Here is a 19,076-nt window from a genome sequence, read left to right as displayed (position 1 = left end):
GGCCGGGCGTCATCGACGCATGACGCCCTGCCATCGGCAGTTACTTGATGGCGATCTCGTCGAAGCTGAACGAGCCGTCGGGCATCACATACGCGCCCGAAAGACGCTTGCTGCGCGCATACACGACCTTCTCCGTGACGAGGAAGACCCACGGCGCATCTGCCCAGATGCGCTTCTGCGCATCGGCGTAGAGCGCGGACTTCTCGTTGCGGTCGGTGGTCGCGAGCGCCTTCGCCAGGTCGGAATCCACGGTGTCGTTCTTGTAGTACGCCGTGTTCGAAAGCTTCGGCGGGAACGACGCGCTCGCGAGCAGCGGCGAGATGGCCCAGTCGGCTTCACCCGTCGACGACGACCAGCCGATGTAGTACATGCGGATCGGCGCGGTGGCCGGATCCGGCGCGCTCTCGACCTTCGCCACGCGCTGGCCCGCTTCGAGCGCCTGCACCGAAGCCTTCACGCCGACCTGCGCCAGTTGCTGCTGCACGAACTGGATGATCTTCTGCGCGGTCGAGTGGTTATAGCCCGACCACAGTTCCGTTTCGAAGCCGTTCGGATAGCCCGCTTCCTTCAGGAGTTCGCGTGCCTTCGCCGGATCGTACTTCCACGGACCCGTCTTTACCGCATAGTCGACGCCCTGCGGCACGACGCCTTCAGCCGGCATCGCGTAACCCGCGAACGCCACCTTCACGAGCGCTTCCTTGTTGATCGCGTAGTTCATCGCTTCGCGGACCTTCGGGTTGTCGAAGGGCTTCTGCAGCATGTTCATGCTGATGTAGCGCTGGATGATGGAAGGCGCTGCGATCAGGTCGACCTTCGGGCTCGCCTTGAGCGCCGCCGCCTGCTCGAACGGCACCTGGAACGCGAAGTCCGCTTCGCCCGTCTGCATGAGCGCCGCGCGCGTGTTGTTGTCGACCACCGGCTTCCAGTCGATCATGTCGATCTTCGGATAGCCCTTCTTCCAGTAACCCGCGAACTTCTTCACCTTCAGGTCGTCCGTCTGCTTCCATTCGACGAATTCGAACGGTCCCGTGCCGACCGGATGCATCGAGATGTCCTTGCCGTACTTCTTCAAAGCCTCGGGCGAGATCATCACCGCCGAAGGATGCGCCAGCACGTTGATGAACGCCGAGAACGGAATCTTCAGCGTGATCTTTACCGTCTGCGGATCGATCACTTCGGTCTTCTCGATCTTGTTGAAGAGGTTGTAGCGCTTCAGCTTGTTCGCCGGATCGGTCACGCGGTCGAACACGGCCTTCACCGCATCGGCGTTGAAGTCGGTGCCGTCATGGAACTTCACGCCGGTGCGCAGCTTGATCGTGTAGACCTTCGCGTCGGGGCTCGCTTCGTAGCTCGTCGCCAGCACGTTGACGATCTTCATGTCCTTGTCGAAGCCGAACAGGCCCTGATAGAAGGACTTCGCCACCGCTTGCGACAGCGTGTCGTTCGCGTCGTACGGATCGAGCGTCGTGAAGGTCGAGGCGACCGCCATCACCGCCGTGGTTTCGGCGTGAGCGGGCATCGCGGTGAGCGTCGTGAAGACGCAGGCGCTCGCGCTCGCGGCGATCAGCGCGCGCATGCGCAACAGCTTGAACTTCGGACCTGACTTCGAGAGCGACATCGTTGGACTCCTTTGGCTTGACGTTATGGTTCGCTGGAGGTGCACTGCAAGCTTGTTATCAATAGGCCCCGCCGACATGATGCTCGGCGACATAGTGATCCGGCGCGACAGCGACGAGCTTCGCGACGATGGGCTCGTCGCCCAGCTTGCGAATGGGGCTCGGAATCTCGTCGGCGGCGAGCATGCGCTTTGCGTGCCGGCGCGCGGGATCGGCGACGGGCACCGCGCTCATCAACTTTCTCGTGTACGGATGACGCGGCGCTTCGAACACGGCCTGACGCGGACCGATCTCGACGATCTGCCCGAGGTACATCACGGCGACGCGATGGCTGACGCGCTCGACCACCGCCATGTCGTGCGAGATGAAGAGATACGCGACGCCCAGTTCGCGCTGCAGGTCGAGCATCAGGTTGACGATCTGCGCCTGCACGGAGACATCGAGCGCGGACACGGACTCATCGGCGATCACGACCTTCGGGTTCAACGCAAGCGCGCGCGCGATCGCGATGCGCTGACGCTGGCCGCCCGAAAATTCATGCGGATAGCGCTGCGCCACTTCTGCGGGCAGTCCGACCTTTTCGAGCAGCCACTCGACGCGTGCCTCGGCTTCCTTGCCCTTCGCCACGTTATGCACGAGCAACGGCTCCATGATCGAGAAGCCGACCGTGAGGCGCGGATTGAGCGACGCAAAAGGGTCCTGGAAAATGAACTGGATATTGCGGCGCAACGCCTGCAACGCGGGTCCGCTGAGCGTGCTGATATCGCGTCCGTCGAATTCGATTGAACCGCTCTGGCTCTCCACGAGCTTGAGCAGCGAGCGGCCTGTCGTCGATTTTCCGCAGCCCGACTCGCCGACGAGCGCAAGCGTCTCGCCCGGACGCAGGTCGAAGCTCACGCGTTCGACTGCATGCACCGCGCCCGTCACGCGGCCGAAAAGGCCGCTCTTCACCGGAAAGCGCGTGACGAGATCGCGCACGCGCAGGATCGGCGCTGCAGCGGTATCGAGTGCCGGCTGGTGCTGCGCCTCGACCGCCGCGGATGGACGCAGCGCGCTCGCATCGTCCGGGGCGACGTCGGCCGCTTCCACTTCGACGATCGGAAACTTCGCGGGACGATCGGTGCCGCGCATCGCGCCCAGCTTCGGCACGGCGGCGAGCAGCGCCCTGGTGTACGGATGCTTCGGCGCCGCAAACAGCGTGTCGGATGCGCCCTCCTCGACCTTCTCGCCGCGATACATCACGAGCACGCGGTCCGCGACTTCAGCGACCACGCCCATGTCGTGCGTGATGAAGATCACGCCCATGTTCATCTCGTCCTGCAGGCCGCGGATCAACTGCAGGATCTGCGCCTGGATGGTCACGTCGAGCGCGGTGGTCGGCTCGTCGGCGATCAGGAGCGCAGGCTTGCACGAGAGCGCCATCGCGATCATCACGCGCTGGCGCATGCCGCCCGAAAGCTGATGCGGATAGCGCGCGAACACGCGCTTCGATTCGGGAATGCGCACGAGATCGAGCAGGTGCAGCGCTTCGGTGCGCGCCTCGGCACGGCTCTTGTGCTGATGCAGCGCGATCGCTTCGGCAATCTGGTCGCCGACCGTGAACACCGGGTTCAGCGACGTCATCGGCTCCTGGAAGATCATCGCGATGTCGGCGCCGCGAATCGAGCGCATCGTCGCATTCGATACGCTCACGAGGTCGAGCACCCGATCGTTGCGTCGCCGAAATGCGATGCTGCCCGACGCGATCCTGCCTCCGCCATGCTCGACGAGGCGCATCAGCGCAAGCGACGTCACCGACTTGCCCGAGCCCGATTCGCCGACGATGGCAAGCGTCTCGCCACGGTCCACGGTGAACGAAAGATGCTTCACCGCTTCGACCAGCTTCGCGCCCGAGCGGAACGTCACCGACAGGTCGTCCACTTCGATCACCCGCGACGGCGGCAAAGACTTGATGTCTGGCATCGCTTCTTCTTCCTTGTCAGCCGTAGATCGCGGTCACTGGCGCTTCACCGACGCGCGCGAAACCGCGGTACATCCCTTCCGTGTTGAACGGCAGCGTCACGTTGCCCTTCGCATCGACGGCGATCAGGCCGCCGCGTCCCTCGATGCGCGGCAGCCGTTCCATCACGACTTCGGTTGCCGCCTGTTCGAGCGTCGCGCCGCGATACTCCATGCGCGCCGAGACGTCGTAGGCGGCCAGCATGCGCATGAACATCTCGCCCGTGCCGGTGGTCGAGACGGCGCAGGTCGCGTCGTTCGCGTAGCAGCCCGCGCCGATCAGCGGCGCATCGCCGACGCGCCCCGGCTGCTTGTTGGTGATGCCGCCCGTCGAGGTCGCCGCCGCGACGTGGCCGTGCGCATCCAGCGCGACCGCGCCGACCGTGCCGAACTTCTTGTCGGGATCGATGGGTTCGTTCGGACCTTCGGCCTTTGCTTCCATTGAAGCGGCGTCGTGATCGAGCATCGTGCCCTGCATGCCGCGCGCGTTGAGCCATTGCCGATGCCGCGTCTCGGTATGAAAGTACAAGGGATCGACGAATTCGAGCCCCTGTGCCGCTGCGAACGCTTCCGCGCCCGCACCCGTGAAGAGCACGTGCTCGCTCTTTTCGAGCACCCGGCGCGCCGCGAGCACGGGGTTCTTCACGCGCGTCACGCAGCACACGGCGCCGGCTTCGAGCGTCGCGCCGTCCATCACGGAAGCGTCGAGTTCATGCGTGCCCGCCGCCGTGAAGACAGCGCCGTGGCCCGCGTTGAAAAGCGGACAGTCTTCCAGCAGGCGCACCGCTTCGGTGACCGCGTCGAGCGCGCTGCCCCCCGAAGCGAGGATGCTCTGCCCCGCTTCGAGGATGCCGGAGAGCGCCGCGTGATACTGCGCTTCGGCTTCGGCGTTGAGCGCGGAACGCAGGATAGTGCCTGCGCCGCCGTGGATCGCGATGACGGCTGTCGGGGTCATGTCTTGGTGTTTTCCGTTTTGGCAGGCGCGCGCGTGCTGCTGGCGGCGGGAATGTGCATCGCCGGCTTCACGAGCCACGGCAACACGAATTCGGTCAGGCCCGAAGCCGCTTCCACGGAGCGCTTCGCCCGCTGCGCGACCGCGTCGCACAGGGCTTCGATGACGGCCAGCACCGCCGTATCGCAATTCGCCGCGAGACGACGTTCGGTGCGGATCGTCAGCACGAGGTCCGCGACCTGCGCGAGCGGCGACGCCGCGCTGTCCGTCAGCGCGACCACGCGCACGCCGTGGCCGGCGGCGAGGCGCGCGAGTTCGATCGTATCGTCGACGTAGCGCGGGAATGCGATTGCGATCAGCAGATCGCCCGGCGCCGCGTTGAAGAGCCGCCGCGCCGCGTGCGACGGACCGCCCATCAACGCGAGCGACTGCACGTTCGCGCAATACGGCGTCAGCCCGTGCTCCATCAGCCCCGCGAGAAACGCGCTGGCACCGTAGCCGATCACGAAGACGCGCCGCGCCTCCAGAATCGCGTCAACCAGTGCCTCGGCGACGCCGCCGTCGATTGCCGCGCGCGTCATCTGCAGGTTGGACGCCGCCTGTTCGAGCGACGCATCGAACACCTGCGAGCCGCTCGCGGGCGACTCCAGCGCGGTGCGCAGCCGCTCGACGGGCGCGATGGTCGCCTCGAAGCCGCGCACGAGCGCCTCGCGAAACGCCGGATAGCCGTCGAAGCCGAGCGCGCGGGCAAAGCGGTTCGCCGTCGCCACGGAAGCGCCCACGGCGCTCGCCAGTTCGTCGATGCGCATCGTCGCCGAGCGGAACAGGTTCGCCAGCACGAACGCGCCCATGCGCCGGTGAATCGGCGTGAGCGTGGGCATGGCGGAGGCGATGCGCACGGAGATCAACTCGTCGCCCGAAGGCGGCGTGATGGAGGACGACGAACGGGCCATACGCGCGAAAGCGCCCTTGGGAAAATGTAATGAAACTATGTTTACCCAAAACGGACGCCAAAAAAAATTCATTTTCATCAACCGCGGGTTTCCGATGAGACGCTCTGCAGCAATGCGTGCCCGCACGGACGATGCGACGCTCGATGCACCCGCTTGATGCACAATACGGCTCGCTCCTTTCACGACTTCGTACGCATGAACCTCGACGTCCTCGCCGATCAGTTGCAGCAGCACCTTCCCACGCATCCCTGGGCGCAGTTCGCCGTCGGCCTGCTCGCGCTCGTCGCGGTCGCGTTGTTTGCGCAGTGGGTGGTCGCGTGGATCGTGCTGTATTTCGCGCACCGGCTGCTCGTCCTGGCCGGCCACGGCGCCTGGGACGAAGCGCTCACGCGTCACCGCGCGTATCACCGGCTCTGGTACGCCGTGCCCTTCGCGACGGTCGCGCTCGGGATCGGCGAGGTGCCGCACATCGCGCAGGCGGCGGGCATCGTCGAGCGGCTTGCGCATGCGCTCGCATGGATCTGTGTGTTCTTCGCGGCGGGCAGCGCGCTCTCGGCGTGGCAGGACATCTATGCCGCGAGCAAGGAAGCGCAGACGCGCTCGATCAAGGGCTACATCCAGATCGGCAAGCTGGCGCTCGCGCTGGTCTGCGGCGTGCTGGTGCTGTCGATCCTGATCGACCGCTCGCCGCTCTGGATGCTCTCGGGGCTGGGCGCGCTGTCGGCGGTGGTGCTGCTGGTGTTCAAGGACACCTTGCTGTCGCTCGTCGCGAGCACGCAGTTGACGTCGAACGACATGCTGCGTATCGGCGACTGGATCGAGATGCCGCAGTCAAACGCGGACGGCTTCGTGAAGGACATCGCGCTGCATACGGTCAAGGTGCAGAACTGGGACAACACGGTGACGACCGTGCCGACCTACAAGCTCTTCTCCGAAAGCTACCGCAACTACCGGCACATGTTCGAATCGGGCGGACGGCGGATCAAGCGGACCTTGCGCATCGACGCGACCAGCGTGCGTTTTCTCACCGACGAGGAAACCGAGCGGCTCACGCGCTTTCGCTTCCTGCACGACTATCTCGAGGAAAAGAAGACCGAGGTCGAGCAGGCGAACCGCAATCTCGGCGAACTGGCGAGCGAGCCGGCGAATCGGCGGCGGCTGACGAATATCGGCACGTTTCGCGCGTACGGGCTGGCTTATTTGCAGCGGCATCCCGAGATCCGGCAGGACATGGCGATGATGGTGCGCATGATGGAACCGCAGTCGCAGGGTATTCCGGTCGAGGTGTACTGCTTTACCGCGACGACCGCGTGGACCCAATACGAGCGCATCCAGGGGGACGTGTTCGATCATCTGCTGTCGATTTTGCCGGAGATGGGGCTTCGGCTCTATCAGGCGCCGTCGGGCGCGGACATGACGGGGCTTTCGGGGCGGCTTCGCGGCGAGATGCCCGTGCTTTGATACCGGGGCCGGCGGTTGACCGTTCGATACTCCGGCGCGCCAGGCCCCACAGAATCGGGCAATAATCCGCGATTTTTGGGTATTCACCCAGACGATGTGTCTGCTTACGATGTAACCATCGCCGGCCCCTCCCGCGAAAGCGCAAGTAAAAAACCCACACCGCGCACGGGGCCCGCTCCATCATCGTCAAAGGAAAATACCGTGCTCGATCGCATTCATGCAATGCGTGTCTTTACACGCGTCGTCGATACGAACAGCTTTTCGCGCGCAGCCGAATCGCTCGCCATGCCGCGCGCGACCGTCTCCACCACCATCCAGCAACTCGAAGCGCTGGTGGGCGTGCAACTGCTCGCCCGCACGACGCGCCGCCTGAATCTCACCGTCGACGGCGCCGCGTACTACGAGCGCTGCGCGCAAATCCTCGCCGATATCGACGACCTCGAATCCGGCTTCCACGCGGGCGAAGACCGCCTGCGCGGCCGGCTGCGCGTCGAGATGCCCGATACCGTCGCGACCTCCATCGTCGTGCCCGCGCTGCCGGACTTTCACACGCGCTATCCGCATATCGACCTGTCGATCGGTATCGGCAACCGCGCGGTCGATCTGGTCGGCGAAGGTGTCGATTGCAGCGTGCAGCTGGGCGAACTCCCCGATTCCGGCCTGATCGCGCGCCGGCTCGGCACCTTCGAGCACGTGACGTGCGCAAGTCCGGCCTATCTGGAGCGCAACGGCGCGCCTGAAACGCTCGACGATCTCGCGCGCCATTTCGCCGTGAATTGCGTGTCGGAAAAGACCGGCCGGCCGTGCGATTTCGACTTCGAAGTCGACGGAAAGGCGCTGACGGTGAAAATGCCGGGATTCGTCCAGGTGGCGGACGAACACGCGTATCTCGCGTGCGGAATCGAAGGGCTCGGGCTGATCCAGCCGGCGCGGATCGCGGCGCTCCCGTACCTGCGCTCGGGACAGTTGCGCGAAGTGCTGCCGCAGTGGCGGTCGATGCCGATGAACGTGTCGGTGGCGTTTCTCAAGAGCCGGCAGGCGACGCCGCGCGTCTCCGTCTTCGTCGACTGGCTCGCGGAACTGTTCGAGCGTTCGCAGCAGGTCGACGACGCGATGACCCGGCTCTTTCGCGCGGCGGGCCGGCGTCCGCTGCCGGCGGCTTCGCGCGGACGCCCCTCGCGCGGCGAAAACGAGCACCCGGAAACCGCCGACGAAGGCTGATCCCGGGCGAATGCGGCGCTAGCGCACCGGCGTTGCCGCCGAATTGCCGACGACGGTATTCCACTTGCGCACCTGCCAGTGCGTGACGAGCCCGTTGATCACATACGGATCGTTGCGCGCGAACTCCTCGGCGGCCTGCGGCGAATCGATGTGAAAGAGCAGCATCGCGCGATCGACGGGCTCGTCCAGCGCGCCCGCCAGCACGATTTCGCCGCGCTCGACGGCGGCCCACGCGAGCGTCAGATGGTCGTCGCGAAACTGCACGCGGCGCTCCATGTAGTCGGAGCAGAGGTCGTAGATGAGGACGTAGTGCATGGCGCGTCTCCTTGGAACAAGAGCCGATTATCGTGGCGGGCGCCGCTTTTCAGCAAGGCGGCCGCCACGCTCCCGCGCTCAGCCCGGCTTCTGAAACTCGTTCGCGACCCATGCCTCGGCGCTCGCCTTCGTCAGCTTGAATCCCGCCGACACGCGCACCTGCGCGAGCTGCGCGCCGAACGCATCGAACGCCTTCAGGTCGGCGTAGGGATCGTCCTCGTCCGGGACGATATCGAGCGTGACGGTCACGTCGTCACCTTGCACGCTCACCGTGACATTCTTGTGCAGCATCGCGTGACGCTGCTGCTCGTGCCGCCGCAGCACCTCCGACGCCGTCTTCACCAACGTGCGGAACGCCGCCGCATCGAGCGGCTTCGGGTTCTTCTTGTCGCGGCCCATCGTCCACGGGCCGACGAGCGCGGGTTCCGCCTCACCGTCCCGGATCATCTCGACGGCCCAGCCGTCGTCGTCCTCGTTCTTGATCACGCGCGCGGTCCAGCCGTCGTCGCGCCACAGGCGGTCTTCGTGGATGGCGTCGTCGGTCTGGTCGAGTTCAGAGTCGGTCATGGCGATGGAATTCCTGGCGAAAGTCTGCAGCTGGTGCGTTCGGGCCGCGATTTTAACCCGCCGGCCCCGAACCCCGCGGCCGTGCGCCCGCAACCTGGCCGTCCGGCAGAGGACCGGGCACGAACCGTGCCCCTGTCGTCATACCCAAATCCGGGCTGCCGTGCTAATTTGCACATACCGGGGGACGCCCGGCCGCAGCCAAACTCTGTCAGGGAGCAAACGCATGCTTGCATTCATCGGGACTTTGATCGTCGGCTTGATCGTGGGGCTGATCGCGCGGGCGATCAAACCGGGCAACGACAGCATGGGCTGGATCATGACCATCGTGCTCGGCATCGCGGGATCGCTGATCGCGGGCTACGTCGGCCGCGCGATGGGCTGGTATCAGCCCGGACAGCCGGTAGGCTGGATCGCCTCGGTGATCGGCGCGATCGTGCTGCTCGTGCTATGGGGCATTTTCACGAAACGACGCGCCTGACTTTTCAGGAAACCGGCGCACGATAAAAAACCTCGCCCTACCGGGTGAGGTTTTTTTTGGGGCATCTCGTAACGGCGCTTTCAGATATGCACGTCCGCTCCGTGACGCACCACGCGTTTCGGCAGATCGCCGCCAAGCCAGTACGCCAGTTCCGCCGGCCGGCCGATTTGCCAGGCGACGAAATCCGCCACCTTGCCCGCTTCGAGCGAACCGTGCGTCGCCTGCAAGCCGAGCGCCTTCGCCGCGTGGATCGTCACGCCTGCGAGCGTTTCCTCGGGCGTCATCCGAAAGAGCGTGCAGCCCATGTTCAGCATCAGCCGCACCGAAAGCGCCGGCGACGTGCCCGGGTTCAGGTCGCTCGCGAGCGCGATCGGCACGCCGTGGCGGCGCAATGCGTCGATGGGCGGCAGCTGCGTCTCGCGCAGCATGTAGAACGCGCCCGGCAGCAGCACGGCGACGGTGCCCGAACGCGCCATCGCGATCGCGTCGTCCTCGGTCATGTATTCGAGATGATCCGCCGATAACGCCTCGTAGCGCGCGGCGAGGCTCGAACCATGGAGCGACGACAACTGCTCCGCGTGAAGCTTCAACGGCAGCCCGAGTTCGCGCGCCGTCAGGAACACGCGCTCGACCTGCGCCGGCGAAAACGCGAGGTGTTCGCAGAAGGCATCGACGGCATCGACGAGACCTTCCTTTGCCAGCGCCGGCAGCATTTCCGCGCAGACGACGTCGATGTAGTCGTCCGGACGGTTCGCGTATTCCGGCGGCAGCGCGTGCGCCGCGAGGCAGGTCGCGCGCACGGTCAGCGGCAGTGCCTCGCCGAGCCGGCGCGCCACTCGCAGCATCTTGCGCTCGTTCGCGAGATCGAGGCCGTAGCCCGATTTCACTTCGACCGTCGTCACGCCTTCGCGCAGGAAGCCGCTCGCGCGGCGCTTCGCGCTGGCGAAGAGCGCGTCCTCGCTCGCCTCGCGCGTCGCGCGCACGGTACTCGCGATGCCGCCGCCCTCCGCCGCGATCTGCGCGTAGCTCACGCCTTGCAGACGCTTTTCGAATTCGCCGCTGCGATCGCCGCCGAAGACGAGATGCGTATGGCAATCGACGAAACCGGGCGTCACCCACGCGCCTTCGAGATCGACGACCTCGCAGGCGTCGTGCGCGGGCAGCGACGCGCGCGGACCGATCCACTCGATCAGCCCGCCATCGGTGACGATTGCCGCGTCCTCGATGGTCGAGTACGCGCCGCCCTTCATCGTCGCGGCGTGACAGTATTGCCAGAGTCGTTTCATCGCGGCTTACTTCTTCGGCACGGCGCCTTCGATCATCGGCAGATCGAGGCCCTTTTCGCGCGCACACTCGACGGCGATGTCGTAGCCCGCATCAGCGTGGCGCATGACGCCCGTCGCCGGGTCGTTGTGCAGCACCCGGGCGATGCGCGCGGCGGCTTCGTCGGTGCCGTCGCAGACGATCACGACGCCCGCATGCTGCGAAAAGCCCATGCCGACGCCGCCGCCGTGGTGGATCGACACCCACGTCGCGCCGCTCGCGGTGTTCAGGAGCGCGTTGAGGAGCGGCCAGTCGGAGACGGCATCCGAGCCGTCCTGCATCGATTCGGTCTCGCGGTTCGGGCTCGCGACCGAGCCGGAATCCAGGTGATCGCGCCCGATCACGACCGGCGCCGACAGTTCGCCCGAGCGCACCATCTCGTTGAACGCGAGGCCGAGCTTCGCGCGCTGTCCGAGCCCGACCCAGCAGATCCGCGCGGGCAGCCCCTGGAAGCTGATGCGCTCGCGCGCCATGTCGAGCCAGCGATGCAGATGTTCGTCGTCGGGAATCAGTTCCTTGACCTTCGCGTCGGTCTTGTAGATGTCCTGCGGGTCGCCGGAGAGCGCGGCCCAGCGGAACGGCCCGACGCCGCGGCAGAAAAGCGGCCGGATGTACGCCGGCACGAAGCCCGGGAAATCGAACGCGTTCGCGACGCCCTCGTCCTTCGCCATCTGGCGGATGTTGTTGCCGTAGTCGAAGGTCGGGACGCCCTGCTGCTGGAACGCGAGCATCGCGCGAACGTGCTCCGCCATCGACTGCTTCGCCGCCTTCACCGTGCCCGCCGCGTCGCTCTGCGCGCGGTCGCGGTATTGCGCCCAGGTCCAGCCCTTCGGCAGATAGCCGTTCAGCGGATCGTGCGCGCTCGTCTGGTCGGTGACCATGTCCGGACGCACGCCGCGGCGCACGAGTTCGGGCAGCACATCGGCGGCATTGGCGCACAGCGCGACCGAAATCGCGCGGCCTTCGGACGTGTAGCGCTCGATGCGGGCGAGTGCGTCGTCGAGATCGGTCGCCTGTTCGTCGACGTAGCGCGTCTTCAGGCGAAAGTCGATGCGGCTCTGCTGGCATTCGATGTTGAGCGAACAGGCGCCCGCGAGCGTCGCCGCGAGCGGCTGCGCGCCGCCCATGCCGCCGAGGCCCGCGGTCAGCACCCAGCGGCCCTTCAGGTCGCCGCCGTAGTGCTGCCGCCCTGCTTCGACGAAGGTCTCGTAGGTGCCCTGCACGATCCCCTGGCTGCCGATGTAGATCCAGCTTCCGGCCGTCATCTGGCCGTACATCGCGAGGCCTTTCGCGTCGAGTTCGTTGAAATGCTCCCAGGTGCCCCAGTGCGGCACGAGGTTCGAATTCGCGATCAGCACGCGCGGCGCGTTCTCGTGCGTCTTGAACACGCCGACCGGCTTGCCCGACTGCACGAGCAACGTTTCGTCGGCTTCCAGGCGCTTGAGCGTCTCAACGATCTTGTCGAAGCACGCCCAGTCGCGCGCCGCCCGCCCGATGCCGCCATAGACGACCAGTTCCTTCGGATTCTCGGCTACTTCCGGATCGAGATTGTTCATCAGCATGCGCAGCGGCGCTTCGGTCAGCCAGCTCTTGGCGTTGAGCGTGGTGCCGCGCGGCGCGCGGATCTCCACATCGCGGAAACGAAAAGCCTGACGGGAAGATTGGTCCACAACGAACTCCTGCGCTTTGAGGGTGGGACGATCCGCCTGCAACAGACAGATCCGATAAGCCAGATGGTCTTGTATATACAACTTTGGTTGTATTAGGGAATTCCCTTGGTCTTTAGTGCCGGGCTTTCGGAAGACTGCGCGGACGCTTGTATAGACAGCTAAATCAGCGGCAGCCCGGTATCGCGCTTGACTTCGCGCAGCGACAGCATCGATTCGACCGCCGTCACGCCCGGCAGTGCGCGCAAAACGTCGCGCATGAAAATGCCGTATTCGTCGAGGTCGCGCGCCGCGACCTGCAGCAGGTAGTCTGCGCTGCCCGAAATGTTGTGGCACGACACGATGCGCCCGATGCCCTGCACTTCGCGCTCGAAGCGGTCGGACAGCGCGCGGTCGTGGATGGAAAAGCGCACCTGCGCAAACGCGATCACGCCGATATCCAGCGCTTTTCGCGACAGCACGGCGCGGTAGCCGCCGATGAATCCCTCGCTTTCGAGACGCTTCAGGCGCCGCGCACAGGGCGTTTCGCTCAGGCCGACGCGCTCGGCGAGCTTGGCGATCGGAATGCGGCCGTCCTGCTGGACAGCCGCGAGAATGGCACGGTCGATCTTGTCGAGATCGTTCATGGTGATTTCCTCCAGTTCGAGCACGCTTCTGGCGCTTTCCGCTAATTTCTATGAATACAATAGCCCAATAAGCCAGAAATCGCTCATCGAGTGGCGGCATCATTGAGCCTTCAAAACGGAGGTCATCATGGTTTCGCTCGATTTGCTCGCGGTGTTCGTCGGCGCGCTGGCCGTCGTCTATGCGCTGCCCGGTCCCGACATGGCGCTCGTCCTGCAGACGAGCGCGACGCGCGGCATGCGGCACGGTCTCGCCACCGCGAGCGGCCTCGCCACGGCCCGCGCGACGCATGTGACGATTTCCGCGCTCGGCGTCGCGGCGTTGCTGAAAAGCGCGCCGTGGCTCTACGAAGCGGTGCGGATTGCCGGGGCGCTGTATCTGTCGTACGTCGCGGTGCAGATCTTCCGCTCGCCGTCGTTCGGTCTCGACGATGCCGCCCGCCCCGGCGCAACATCGACGCTACGCTCGGCGGTCGCGAAAGGCATGCTGAGCAGCATCCTGAATCCGAAGGCGCTGCTGTTCTGCTCCGTGCTGCTGCCGCAGTTCGTGCATCCGGAAGCCGGACCGGTGTGGTCGCAGGTGGTCGAACTGGGCGTGGTGCTGGTGGCGGTCGGCGTCGCGTTCGACGTGACGCTCGCGCTCGGCGCGGTGAGGATTTCGGGATGGCTGCGCCGTCATCCGCGCGCGCAGACGGCGCAGCGCTGGACGTTCTCGGCGGCGTTGCTGGCGTTCGCCGTGCGGCTTTCGCTCGATTAAGCCACGCGCGGCGCGCATCGAATAATTTTCCGGATTTTTCTCCGGTTAAGGTTGGCGCAATTTCCTTTCGACTCAACCTGCGCCATGAGCACACTCGAAGCCCTCCACGCGATCGTCAACGACGAAGCCGCGCCGCAAATCATCCGCGACCATGTCGTCGATTCGCTGCAGTTCGCGCTGCGCAATTACCCGGGCTATTTCACGACGAAGGAAGTGCAGTGGCTCGCCCAATGGGACGACACGCGCATTCCGATTGCGGCCACGAAGGTACTGAACGAGCAGAAGACGGCTTGAGCGGGCGTCGCAAAGACCGCGCTCAGTGGCGCGACGCGACCCGCGCGCGCCACTCGTAGCCGTAAGACATTGCCTGCTCGGGTTCCGACAGGCATTCGATGAAATTCACGACTTCCGCATCCTGCACGAAACTCGCGGCCGACGACGCCGCCAGAATCGCCGCGCTTTCCTGCGGCTTCGCGATCAGATAACCCTGCACGTAGTCCACGCCGATTTCCTGCAGCGCGCGCAGCGTATCGGCGTCCTCGACCCATTCCGCGACGCTGCGCATGCCGAGATTGCGGGCCAACGCCACGATCGCCTCGACGATCGCGATGTCGGCCGGATGCGCGCACATCGTGCGGACGAACTCGCCGTCGATCTTGAGCGCGTCGGCGGATAGCGCCTTCAGATACTTGAACGACGTGTAGCCCGCCCCGAAGTCGTCGAGCGCGATCTTGCCGCCCATGTCGTGGACACGCGAAATGAAGCGCTGCGTGTTTTCGAGATCGTGCAGCGCGACGCTCTCCGTGATTTCGAGGCACAGGTAGTGGACGATCGAGCGGTGCTGCGCGAAGAGCGCGAAGACGTCTTCCATGAACTGCTCGTCGTTCAGCGACCCGCCCGACAGGTTCACGCAGATGAACTGCGTGTTCGGCAGCATGTGCTGATGCTTTTCGATCCACGTGAGCAGCGTCGTCATGACCCAGCGGTCGATCGCCGCGATATTGCCCGACTCTTCCGCCGCGACGATCACCTTGCCCGCGGGCAGCGTCGTGCCGTCGGGGGCCCGCATGCGCAGGAGCACCTCGAAGTTGAGCGACTCCGTCGGCGCCGAGAGCGACATGATCGGCTGCATCACGAGGAACAGGCCGGCCGGCAGCCGGTTGCGCCCGAGCGTCTCGACGAGCCGCAGTTCTTCCGCGCGCTCCTCGAACGCGGCGGCGCCCTTGCGGTACGTGACGAGGCGCGTGTGCGCGACCTTCTTCGCCTCGCGGCACGCGCGGTCGGCGTTCGAGACTGCATCCTGCACGCGCACGCCGCGCGAGCACTCGACGAGCCCGATCGACGCCTTCACCTGGAACGCGCGATTGCCCACCTGATACGGCGCGTCGGAGAGCACCGAGATCAGTTCGTGGCATTGCGCGATGGCGTCGTCGATGGAGGTGTCGCTCATCACGCAGACGAACTCGTCGCCGCCGATGCGACCGAGCGGATATTCGCGCTCGAAGTGCGCGCGCATGCGCGAGGCGACCTGCTTCAGCACTTCGTCGCCGGAGCGATGGCCGAACAGGTCGTTCACGAGCTTGAAGCGGTCGAGGTCGACGTACGCGAGCGCCCACGGCAACGCTTCATCGCTTTCCACCGCGATCGCCTTTTCCACGCCGCGGCGGTTGAGCGACCCCGTCAGCGGATCGTGCTCGGCCAGAAAGCGCAGGCGCTCGATGGCTTTCGAGCGCTCGGTGACGTCCTGCAGCGACCCTTCGACCCAGCCGTTCGACTCGATCGCCTTCAGCAGATAGCGCCGCTCGCCGGTGCCGCGCGCAGCGGCGCCGCCCATTTCGAGTTCGCCGTCGCTGCCCTTCGAAGCCAGCGCCTGCAGCGCGCCCCAGGCGCCCGCTTCGAAATAATCATTCCAGTGGCGCGACTTGTATTCGGCCTTGTGCAGGTCGAGCATCGCGCGCAACGCCGGGTTGGCGCGCACGAAGTGGCCGTCGGAGTCGAGCGTGAAGAGGCCGATCGGCGTGACTTCGTAGGTGTTGCGCAGTTCTGTCTGCGCCTGCCGGCGGTGCTCGCGTTCGGCGCGCATCTGCTCGGCGATCGCGAAGGCCGCCATCATGCTCGACGAGAGCGCAGCCGTCACCGTGTTGACGCCGCCGAACAACAGCTTTAGCCCGAAAGCCGCGCCGAGCACCTCGGAGAACGTGGCGAAAAGCACGATCGCGAGCGACGCGACGTACCACAGCACCGTGCGCGAGCGGGCAAGCCAGACGAGGCGCGCGAGCAGGAAGATCAGCACGCCGATGCCGAAGCCGCCCAGCACCCACAGCGCCGGAATGAAGCGCGAATACGGCAGCACGACCGACAGCGCGAGCAGCACCAGTCCGACGTACTGTCCGGCGCGCAGGAGCCATCGATAGCCGATCGCGCGCAATTCGCGCCGGAACAGCTGGCTGAAGAGCGCGCCCGTCAACAGGTAGTACGCGGCGAACGTGACCTGCCGCAGCACCGGGATCCAGTCGGGCGGAATCACGCGGTCGAGCCACTGCGTGTCCCAGCCCATCGCGTTCGCGCACAGCCGCAAATTGCCGACGAGCCACACCGCGAAGATCACATAGGTCCACTCGCGATTGATGATCGCGGTGACGAAGACGAACACGGCGAGCGTGAGCAGGCCGCCGCCGATCAGCCCTGCGCTTTCCTGGAAGTCGAGCGAGGAATTGCGCAGGCCGGGCGCGTCCCACGCCTGCACGCTCAGTTGCGCGGGACCGGAAAACGTGCCGGCGCACAGGATCGGCAGCGGTTGCGCGAGATGACCGAGATAGACGGAAAAGCCGGCCTTGACGGCGCGCATCTCGCCCGTGACCGACTCGCGGTCGGCGGTGCCGAGCGGCTGCATCGTGGAGGCGATCCAGCATGAGAGGCTTTGCGCATGCCGCGACGGGAATTCGACGAGCGTCGGGTGCGTCGATGTCGACGCCGGCACGGTGAAAGTGAACCAGATGGGCGTTTCGGAGAGTTGCGTGCCGTAGCGTGTGGTCGAGGGCGCGTCGCGCAACTGGGCGAGCGCGTCCGCGGGAGCGACGACGGCACCGCGCTCGTCGATGACGTGCAGCGGCAGCGTTACGGCTGCGGCGGATCGAAACTGGTGCGGCAACAGCAAAAGCGTGGCAATCGTGCCGGCCGCAATCAAAAAGGGAACGATATATACGGAGAAAACATAAAGCGCGCGGTCGAGCCACGACCCCGTGTGCCGGTATTTCGAAAGGGAAAATAACGTAACCGACGCCATACTGGAAAATCCCCGTGGTGCACGACGCGTGCCGCGCGGACGATGGCGGGGCCGAAAATGCCTGCCCGCCATCGCCAATTCCTGTTACCCGGGCCGTCGGGCAGCCCAGTTATTCTTGGTCACCGGCCGTAAGCGACTTGCTGCGAGGCCTCCGGGCATCGTACCGTTTCCCGCTCGAAAGATAAATCGGACGTCCGCAAATCGATATCCGGATGGTTCGTCTGGAACACGAACTGGAATAACGGATGACCCGCTTCTTCCCAGCGCTGCCGGGCGACGCCGACTTCCCCCGCAAGCACACGATGCGGCAATCCGCCGACATGCGCCATCGGAATGAATTGTTTATCGCCAAAAACATCTTCAAAAAGCATCGCTTCATATTCCCTGTCGATGGGCGAGCGCGCGGTAATTACCATCCAGTCGATGTTCTGTTGCTCGCAATATAAAAACAAAGCCTTGAAAAGCATCATTTTTACTACCCGGCCCACCGAGCCGCCCGCAACCCCCAGCCGGGTCGCTTCCGCGAGCCGGCCGTTCAACCGCTCAGGCAGCGCCACCGAATGCTGCACGCCGAGCGGTTCGAATTCGTTGGTCTGAATCCGCATTGTGCCGAGCGGCGCACCGTCGAGCTTCGATTCCGCGAGCAGTATGGCCGTGCCCGGCGCGCGATCGCAGTCCTCGACGGACATCGTCTGGGCAAACTCGGGCAGGTGCCGCCCGTACGCCGACCGCCGGATGTGCACCGCTTTCTGCAGGTCGCGCTCGTTCGAGGCGATACGGATAGTAAACGGCATCCGTTCGGGTTTCTGGAGGGCGCGGAGTGCAAAAAGCTCGGGACGAGCGGCATTTTGTTCACGGCTGATTTCGGCGGCTTCATTTACAAGGCTGAGACGTTCCATTTGTAACCCCATTTTGTTGGCATTTAGGAAAGGTGCCGGCCCGAGTCAGGTGAAAAGGTGGCGCCCAAGCGCGGCGGAAAGAGCGTCTCATGACTCGTTATTTCGGCGTGAGCGGTGGCAAATGTTTCTGGACAAAATCCGGGGTAAACACATGGAGAAATCGCTCTAGTCGCCGATAGCGGCACCTCAGCCCCGATATTGAGCAATGGCGAAAGTTACCGGCGGTAATCGGAGAGGGAGCAGCCAGAAAGACAGCTGCGACTTTCACGAATTACAGGCTCGCAACGGGGTAGAAAGGTTATCGGCCCGCAGAATGGAAATTAAAATTCGAAATCTATTCCTGAAAATAGGAAAGCAAACGATTGCGCTATCGTTCGAAAAGAAAATGATTCGCGGACATACGGAGCGATGCTCACACGAAAGGTGAGGATCTACGGGAGGAGCCGGGGCGGGAAATGCCGGGAAACGCCGGCAAATAAAAACGGCTCCGCGAAGGGAGCCGTTCAGATGCGCAAAAAGTGGGATCGGGTCAGTCTTCGTCGTCGAGCCAGGGGATGTCGACGTCGGTGATGAACGCGACCATCGCGAGCGGCCGGCCTTCCTGGCGCCCGATCTTGCCGTCCGCGCGCTGCCACTCGCAGCGGAAGATCGTGGCCGGCGTATCGGCGAGCAACGTGATGGTGCGCACTTCGTCCGGATCGGTGTCCTCGACCGGGCCGTCGAGCGATATCAGCAGTTGCTGCGGCCACATGCCGTCGACGGGATCGTAGATCTTGTCGCCGTCGTGAATGACGACGAACGCCTCCACGCCGATCGTAGACGATGCCTCGACGATCATCTTGCCGAGTGCGCGCAGTACCGCGGTGGCGCGGGCCGAGTTGGCCTGCCGAATGGCGAGGTCGCCGCGCGTGAGCGCCTGCTCGAGTTTCGGATTGGTTTTTTGTTGCGCCATCGAATCGC

Annotated in this window: 18 protein-coding genes; 6 read left to right on the top strand and 12 right to left on the bottom strand. The window is 64.9% G+C overall.

The genetic code is table 11. From position 1 onward, the window contains the following. Positions 1–40 precede the first annotated feature (40 nt). From gsiB to AWB81_RS05495, 4 genes are read right to left on the bottom strand one after another with little or no spacing between them, the layout of a single operon-like run. Entirely contained in the window at positions 41–1,618 is a 1,578-nt protein-coding gene (gene gsiB, locus AWB81_RS05510; RefSeq protein ID WP_062633032.1) for a glutathione ABC transporter substrate-binding protein GsiB, read from the bottom strand. A 58-nt stretch (positions 1,619–1,676) separates the two neighbouring features. Then, the gene (locus AWB81_RS05505) at positions 1,677–3,578 is read right to left on the bottom strand and encodes a dipeptide ABC transporter ATP-binding protein (RefSeq protein WP_062633030.1); all 1,902 of its coding nucleotides are present in this window, start codon (positions 3,576–3,578) and stop codon (positions 1,677–1,679) included. A gap of 16 nt (positions 3,579–3,594) precedes the next feature. Then, positions 3,595–4,569, bottom strand: a complete 975-nt coding sequence (locus tag AWB81_RS05500; protein ID WP_062633028.1) for an isoaspartyl peptidase/L-asparaginase family protein — start codon at positions 4,567–4,569, stop codon at positions 3,595–3,597. Beyond that, complete coding sequence (locus tag AWB81_RS05495) at positions 4,566–5,519, bottom strand: MurR/RpiR family transcriptional regulator (protein ID WP_062633026.1); 954 nt, start codon at positions 5,517–5,519, stop codon at positions 4,566–4,568. The genes AWB81_RS05500 and AWB81_RS05495 overlap by 4 nt, the downstream gene beginning before the upstream one ends. Between AWB81_RS05495 and AWB81_RS46375 the strand changes: the two genes are divergently transcribed. From AWB81_RS46375 to AWB81_RS05485, 3 genes are all read left to right on the top strand, one after another. After that, positions 5,458–5,676 (top strand): hypothetical protein, encoded by a 219-nt coding sequence (locus AWB81_RS46375; RefSeq protein WP_167306253.1) that lies wholly within the window; start codon positions 5,458–5,460, stop codon positions 5,674–5,676. The genes AWB81_RS05495 and AWB81_RS46375 overlap by 62 nt on opposite strands. A 38-nt stretch (positions 5,677–5,714) precedes the next feature. Continuing rightward, entirely contained in the window at positions 5,715–6,980 is a 1,266-nt protein-coding gene (locus AWB81_RS05490) for a mechanosensitive ion channel domain-containing protein (RefSeq protein ID WP_062633140.1), read from the top strand. 201 nt (positions 6,981–7,181) lie between these two features. Beyond that, the gene (locus tag AWB81_RS05485) at positions 7,182–8,201 is read left to right on the top strand and encodes a LysR family transcriptional regulator (RefSeq protein WP_062633024.1); all 1,020 of its coding nucleotides are present in this window, start codon (positions 7,182–7,184) and stop codon (positions 8,199–8,201) included. 18 nt (positions 8,202–8,219) lie between these two features. Here the strand turns inward: AWB81_RS05485 and AWB81_RS05480 are convergent, their stop codons facing one another. Further along, positions 8,220–8,516 (bottom strand): YciI-like protein, encoded by a 297-nt coding sequence (locus AWB81_RS05480; protein ID WP_062633022.1) that lies wholly within the window; start codon positions 8,514–8,516, stop codon positions 8,220–8,222. A gap of 78 nt (positions 8,517–8,594) precedes the next feature. Beyond that, positions 8,595–9,083: a hypothetical protein gene (locus tag AWB81_RS05475; protein ID WP_062633020.1), complete on the bottom strand. Its 489-nt coding sequence runs from the start codon at positions 9,081–9,083 to the stop codon at positions 8,595–8,597. 223 nt (positions 9,084–9,306) lie between these two features. Here AWB81_RS05475 and AWB81_RS05470 point away from each other — a divergent pair, with 223 nt between their 5' ends. Then, positions 9,307–9,561 carry a GlsB/YeaQ/YmgE family stress response membrane protein gene (locus AWB81_RS05470; protein WP_062633018.1) on the top strand — a complete coding sequence of 85 codons (255 nt, stop codon included), beginning with the start codon at positions 9,307–9,309 and terminating at the stop codon, positions 9,559–9,561. An 80-nt stretch (positions 9,562–9,641) separates the two neighbouring features. Here AWB81_RS05470 and hutI read toward each other — a convergent pair whose 3' ends face one another. The 3 genes from hutI to AWB81_RS05455 form a co-directional block, all read right to left on the bottom strand. Continuing rightward, a complete protein-coding gene (gene hutI / locus AWB81_RS05465; protein WP_062633016.1) occupies positions 9,642–10,847 on the bottom strand; it encodes an imidazolonepropionase in 1,206 nt (401 codons plus the stop codon). A gap of 6 nt (positions 10,848–10,853) precedes the next feature. Continuing rightward, positions 10,854–12,554 carry a urocanate hydratase gene (hutU, locus tag AWB81_RS05460; protein WP_062633015.1) on the bottom strand — a complete coding sequence of 567 codons (1,701 nt, stop codon included), beginning with the start codon at positions 12,552–12,554 and terminating at the stop codon, positions 10,854–10,856. A 158-nt stretch (positions 12,555–12,712) separates the two neighbouring features. Further along, entirely contained in the window at positions 12,713–13,177 is a 465-nt protein-coding gene (locus tag AWB81_RS05455) for an Lrp/AsnC family transcriptional regulator (RefSeq protein WP_062633138.1), read from the bottom strand. Between the two features lie 127 nt (positions 13,178–13,304). Here AWB81_RS05455 and AWB81_RS05450 point away from each other — a divergent pair, with 127 nt between their 5' ends. Both AWB81_RS05450 and AWB81_RS05445 read left to right on the top strand, forming a co-directional pair. Then, positions 13,305–13,931: a LysE family translocator gene (locus tag AWB81_RS05450; RefSeq protein ID WP_062633013.1), complete on the top strand. Its 627-nt coding sequence runs from the start codon at positions 13,305–13,307 to the stop codon at positions 13,929–13,931. 84 nt (positions 13,932–14,015) lie between these two features. Then, positions 14,016–14,225: a hypothetical protein gene (locus AWB81_RS05445; protein WP_062633011.1), complete on the top strand. Its 210-nt coding sequence runs from the start codon at positions 14,016–14,018 to the stop codon at positions 14,223–14,225. Positions 14,226–14,247: 22 nt separating this feature from the next. Here the strand turns inward: AWB81_RS05445 and AWB81_RS05440 are convergent, their stop codons facing one another. The 3 genes from AWB81_RS05440 to AWB81_RS05430 all read right to left on the bottom strand — a co-directional run bounded on the left by AWB81_RS05440 (position 14,248) and on the right by AWB81_RS05430 (position 19,068). Next, on the bottom strand, positions 14,248–17,217 hold the full coding sequence (locus AWB81_RS05440) for a putative bifunctional diguanylate cyclase/phosphodiesterase (protein ID WP_062633009.1): 2,970 nt from the start codon (positions 17,215–17,217) through the stop codon (positions 14,248–14,250). Positions 17,218–17,336: 119 nt separating this feature from the next. After that, positions 17,337–18,116 (bottom strand): N-acyl amino acid synthase FeeM domain-containing protein, encoded by a 780-nt coding sequence (locus tag AWB81_RS05435; RefSeq protein WP_062633007.1) that lies wholly within the window; start codon positions 18,114–18,116, stop codon positions 17,337–17,339. Between the two features lie 529 nt (positions 18,117–18,645). Next, positions 18,646–19,068, bottom strand: a complete 423-nt coding sequence (locus AWB81_RS05430; RefSeq protein WP_062633005.1) for a hypothetical protein — start codon at positions 19,066–19,068, stop codon at positions 18,646–18,648. Between the last annotated feature and the right edge of the window lie 8 nt (positions 19,069–19,076).

The sequence above is a fragment of the Caballeronia arationis genome (genome assembly GCF_001544975.2).
Classification (GTDB): domain Bacteria; phylum Pseudomonadota; class Gammaproteobacteria; order Burkholderiales; family Burkholderiaceae; genus Caballeronia; species Caballeronia arationis.
Note: the sequence above shows the minus strand (reverse complement) of the source record. Positions and strands in the feature narration are given on the sequence as shown.

Excerpts from the sequence above, each read along its gene's own strand:
- AWB81_RS05435 (WP_062633007.1), bottom strand. The coding sequence starts at position 18,116 with ATGGAACGTCTCAGCCTTGTAAATGAAGCCGCCGAAATCAGCCGTGAA.
- AWB81_RS05470 (WP_062633018.1), top strand. The coding sequence starts at position 9,307 with ATGCTTGCATTCATCGGGACTTTGATCGTCGGCTTGATCGTGGGGCTG.
- AWB81_RS05500 (WP_062633028.1), bottom strand. The coding sequence starts at position 4,569 with ATGACCCCGACAGCCGTCATCGCGATCCACGGCGGCGCAGGCACTATC.
- AWB81_RS05505 (WP_062633030.1), bottom strand. The coding sequence starts at position 3,578 with ATGCCAGACATCAAGTCTTTGCCGCCGTCGCGGGTGATCGAAGTGGAC.
- AWB81_RS05495 (WP_062633026.1), bottom strand. The coding sequence starts at position 5,519 with ATGGCCCGTTCGTCGTCCTCCATCACGCCGCCTTCGGGCGACGAGTTG.
- AWB81_RS05480 (WP_062633022.1), bottom strand. The coding sequence starts at position 8,516 with ATGCACTACGTCCTCATCTACGACCTCTGCTCCGACTACATGGAGCGC.
- AWB81_RS05440 (WP_062633009.1), bottom strand. The coding sequence starts at position 17,217 with ATGGCGTCGGTTACGTTATTTTCCCTTTCGAAATACCGGCACACGGGG.
- AWB81_RS05450 (WP_062633013.1), top strand. The coding sequence starts at position 13,305 with ATGGTTTCGCTCGATTTGCTCGCGGTGTTCGTCGGCGCGCTGGCCGTC.
- AWB81_RS05430 (WP_062633005.1), bottom strand. The coding sequence starts at position 19,068 with ATGGCGCAACAAAAAACCAATCCGAAACTCGAGCAGGCGCTCACGCGC.
- AWB81_RS05455 (WP_062633138.1), bottom strand. The coding sequence starts at position 13,177 with ATGAACGATCTCGACAAGATCGACCGTGCCATTCTCGCGGCTGTCCAG.
- AWB81_RS05490 (WP_062633140.1), top strand. The coding sequence starts at position 5,715 with ATGAACCTCGACGTCCTCGCCGATCAGTTGCAGCAGCACCTTCCCACG.
- hutI (WP_062633016.1), bottom strand. The coding sequence starts at position 10,847 with ATGAAACGACTCTGGCAATACTGTCACGCCGCGACGATGAAGGGCGGC.
- AWB81_RS05445 (WP_062633011.1), top strand. The coding sequence starts at position 14,016 with ATGAGCACACTCGAAGCCCTCCACGCGATCGTCAACGACGAAGCCGCG.
- AWB81_RS46375 (WP_167306253.1), top strand. The coding sequence starts at position 5,458 with ATGCGCACGGAGATCAACTCGTCGCCCGAAGGCGGCGTGATGGAGGAC.
- gsiB (WP_062633032.1), bottom strand. The coding sequence starts at position 1,618 with ATGTCGCTCTCGAAGTCAGGTCCGAAGTTCAAGCTGTTGCGCATGCGC.
- AWB81_RS05475 (WP_062633020.1), bottom strand. The coding sequence starts at position 9,083 with ATGACCGACTCTGAACTCGACCAGACCGACGACGCCATCCACGAAGAC.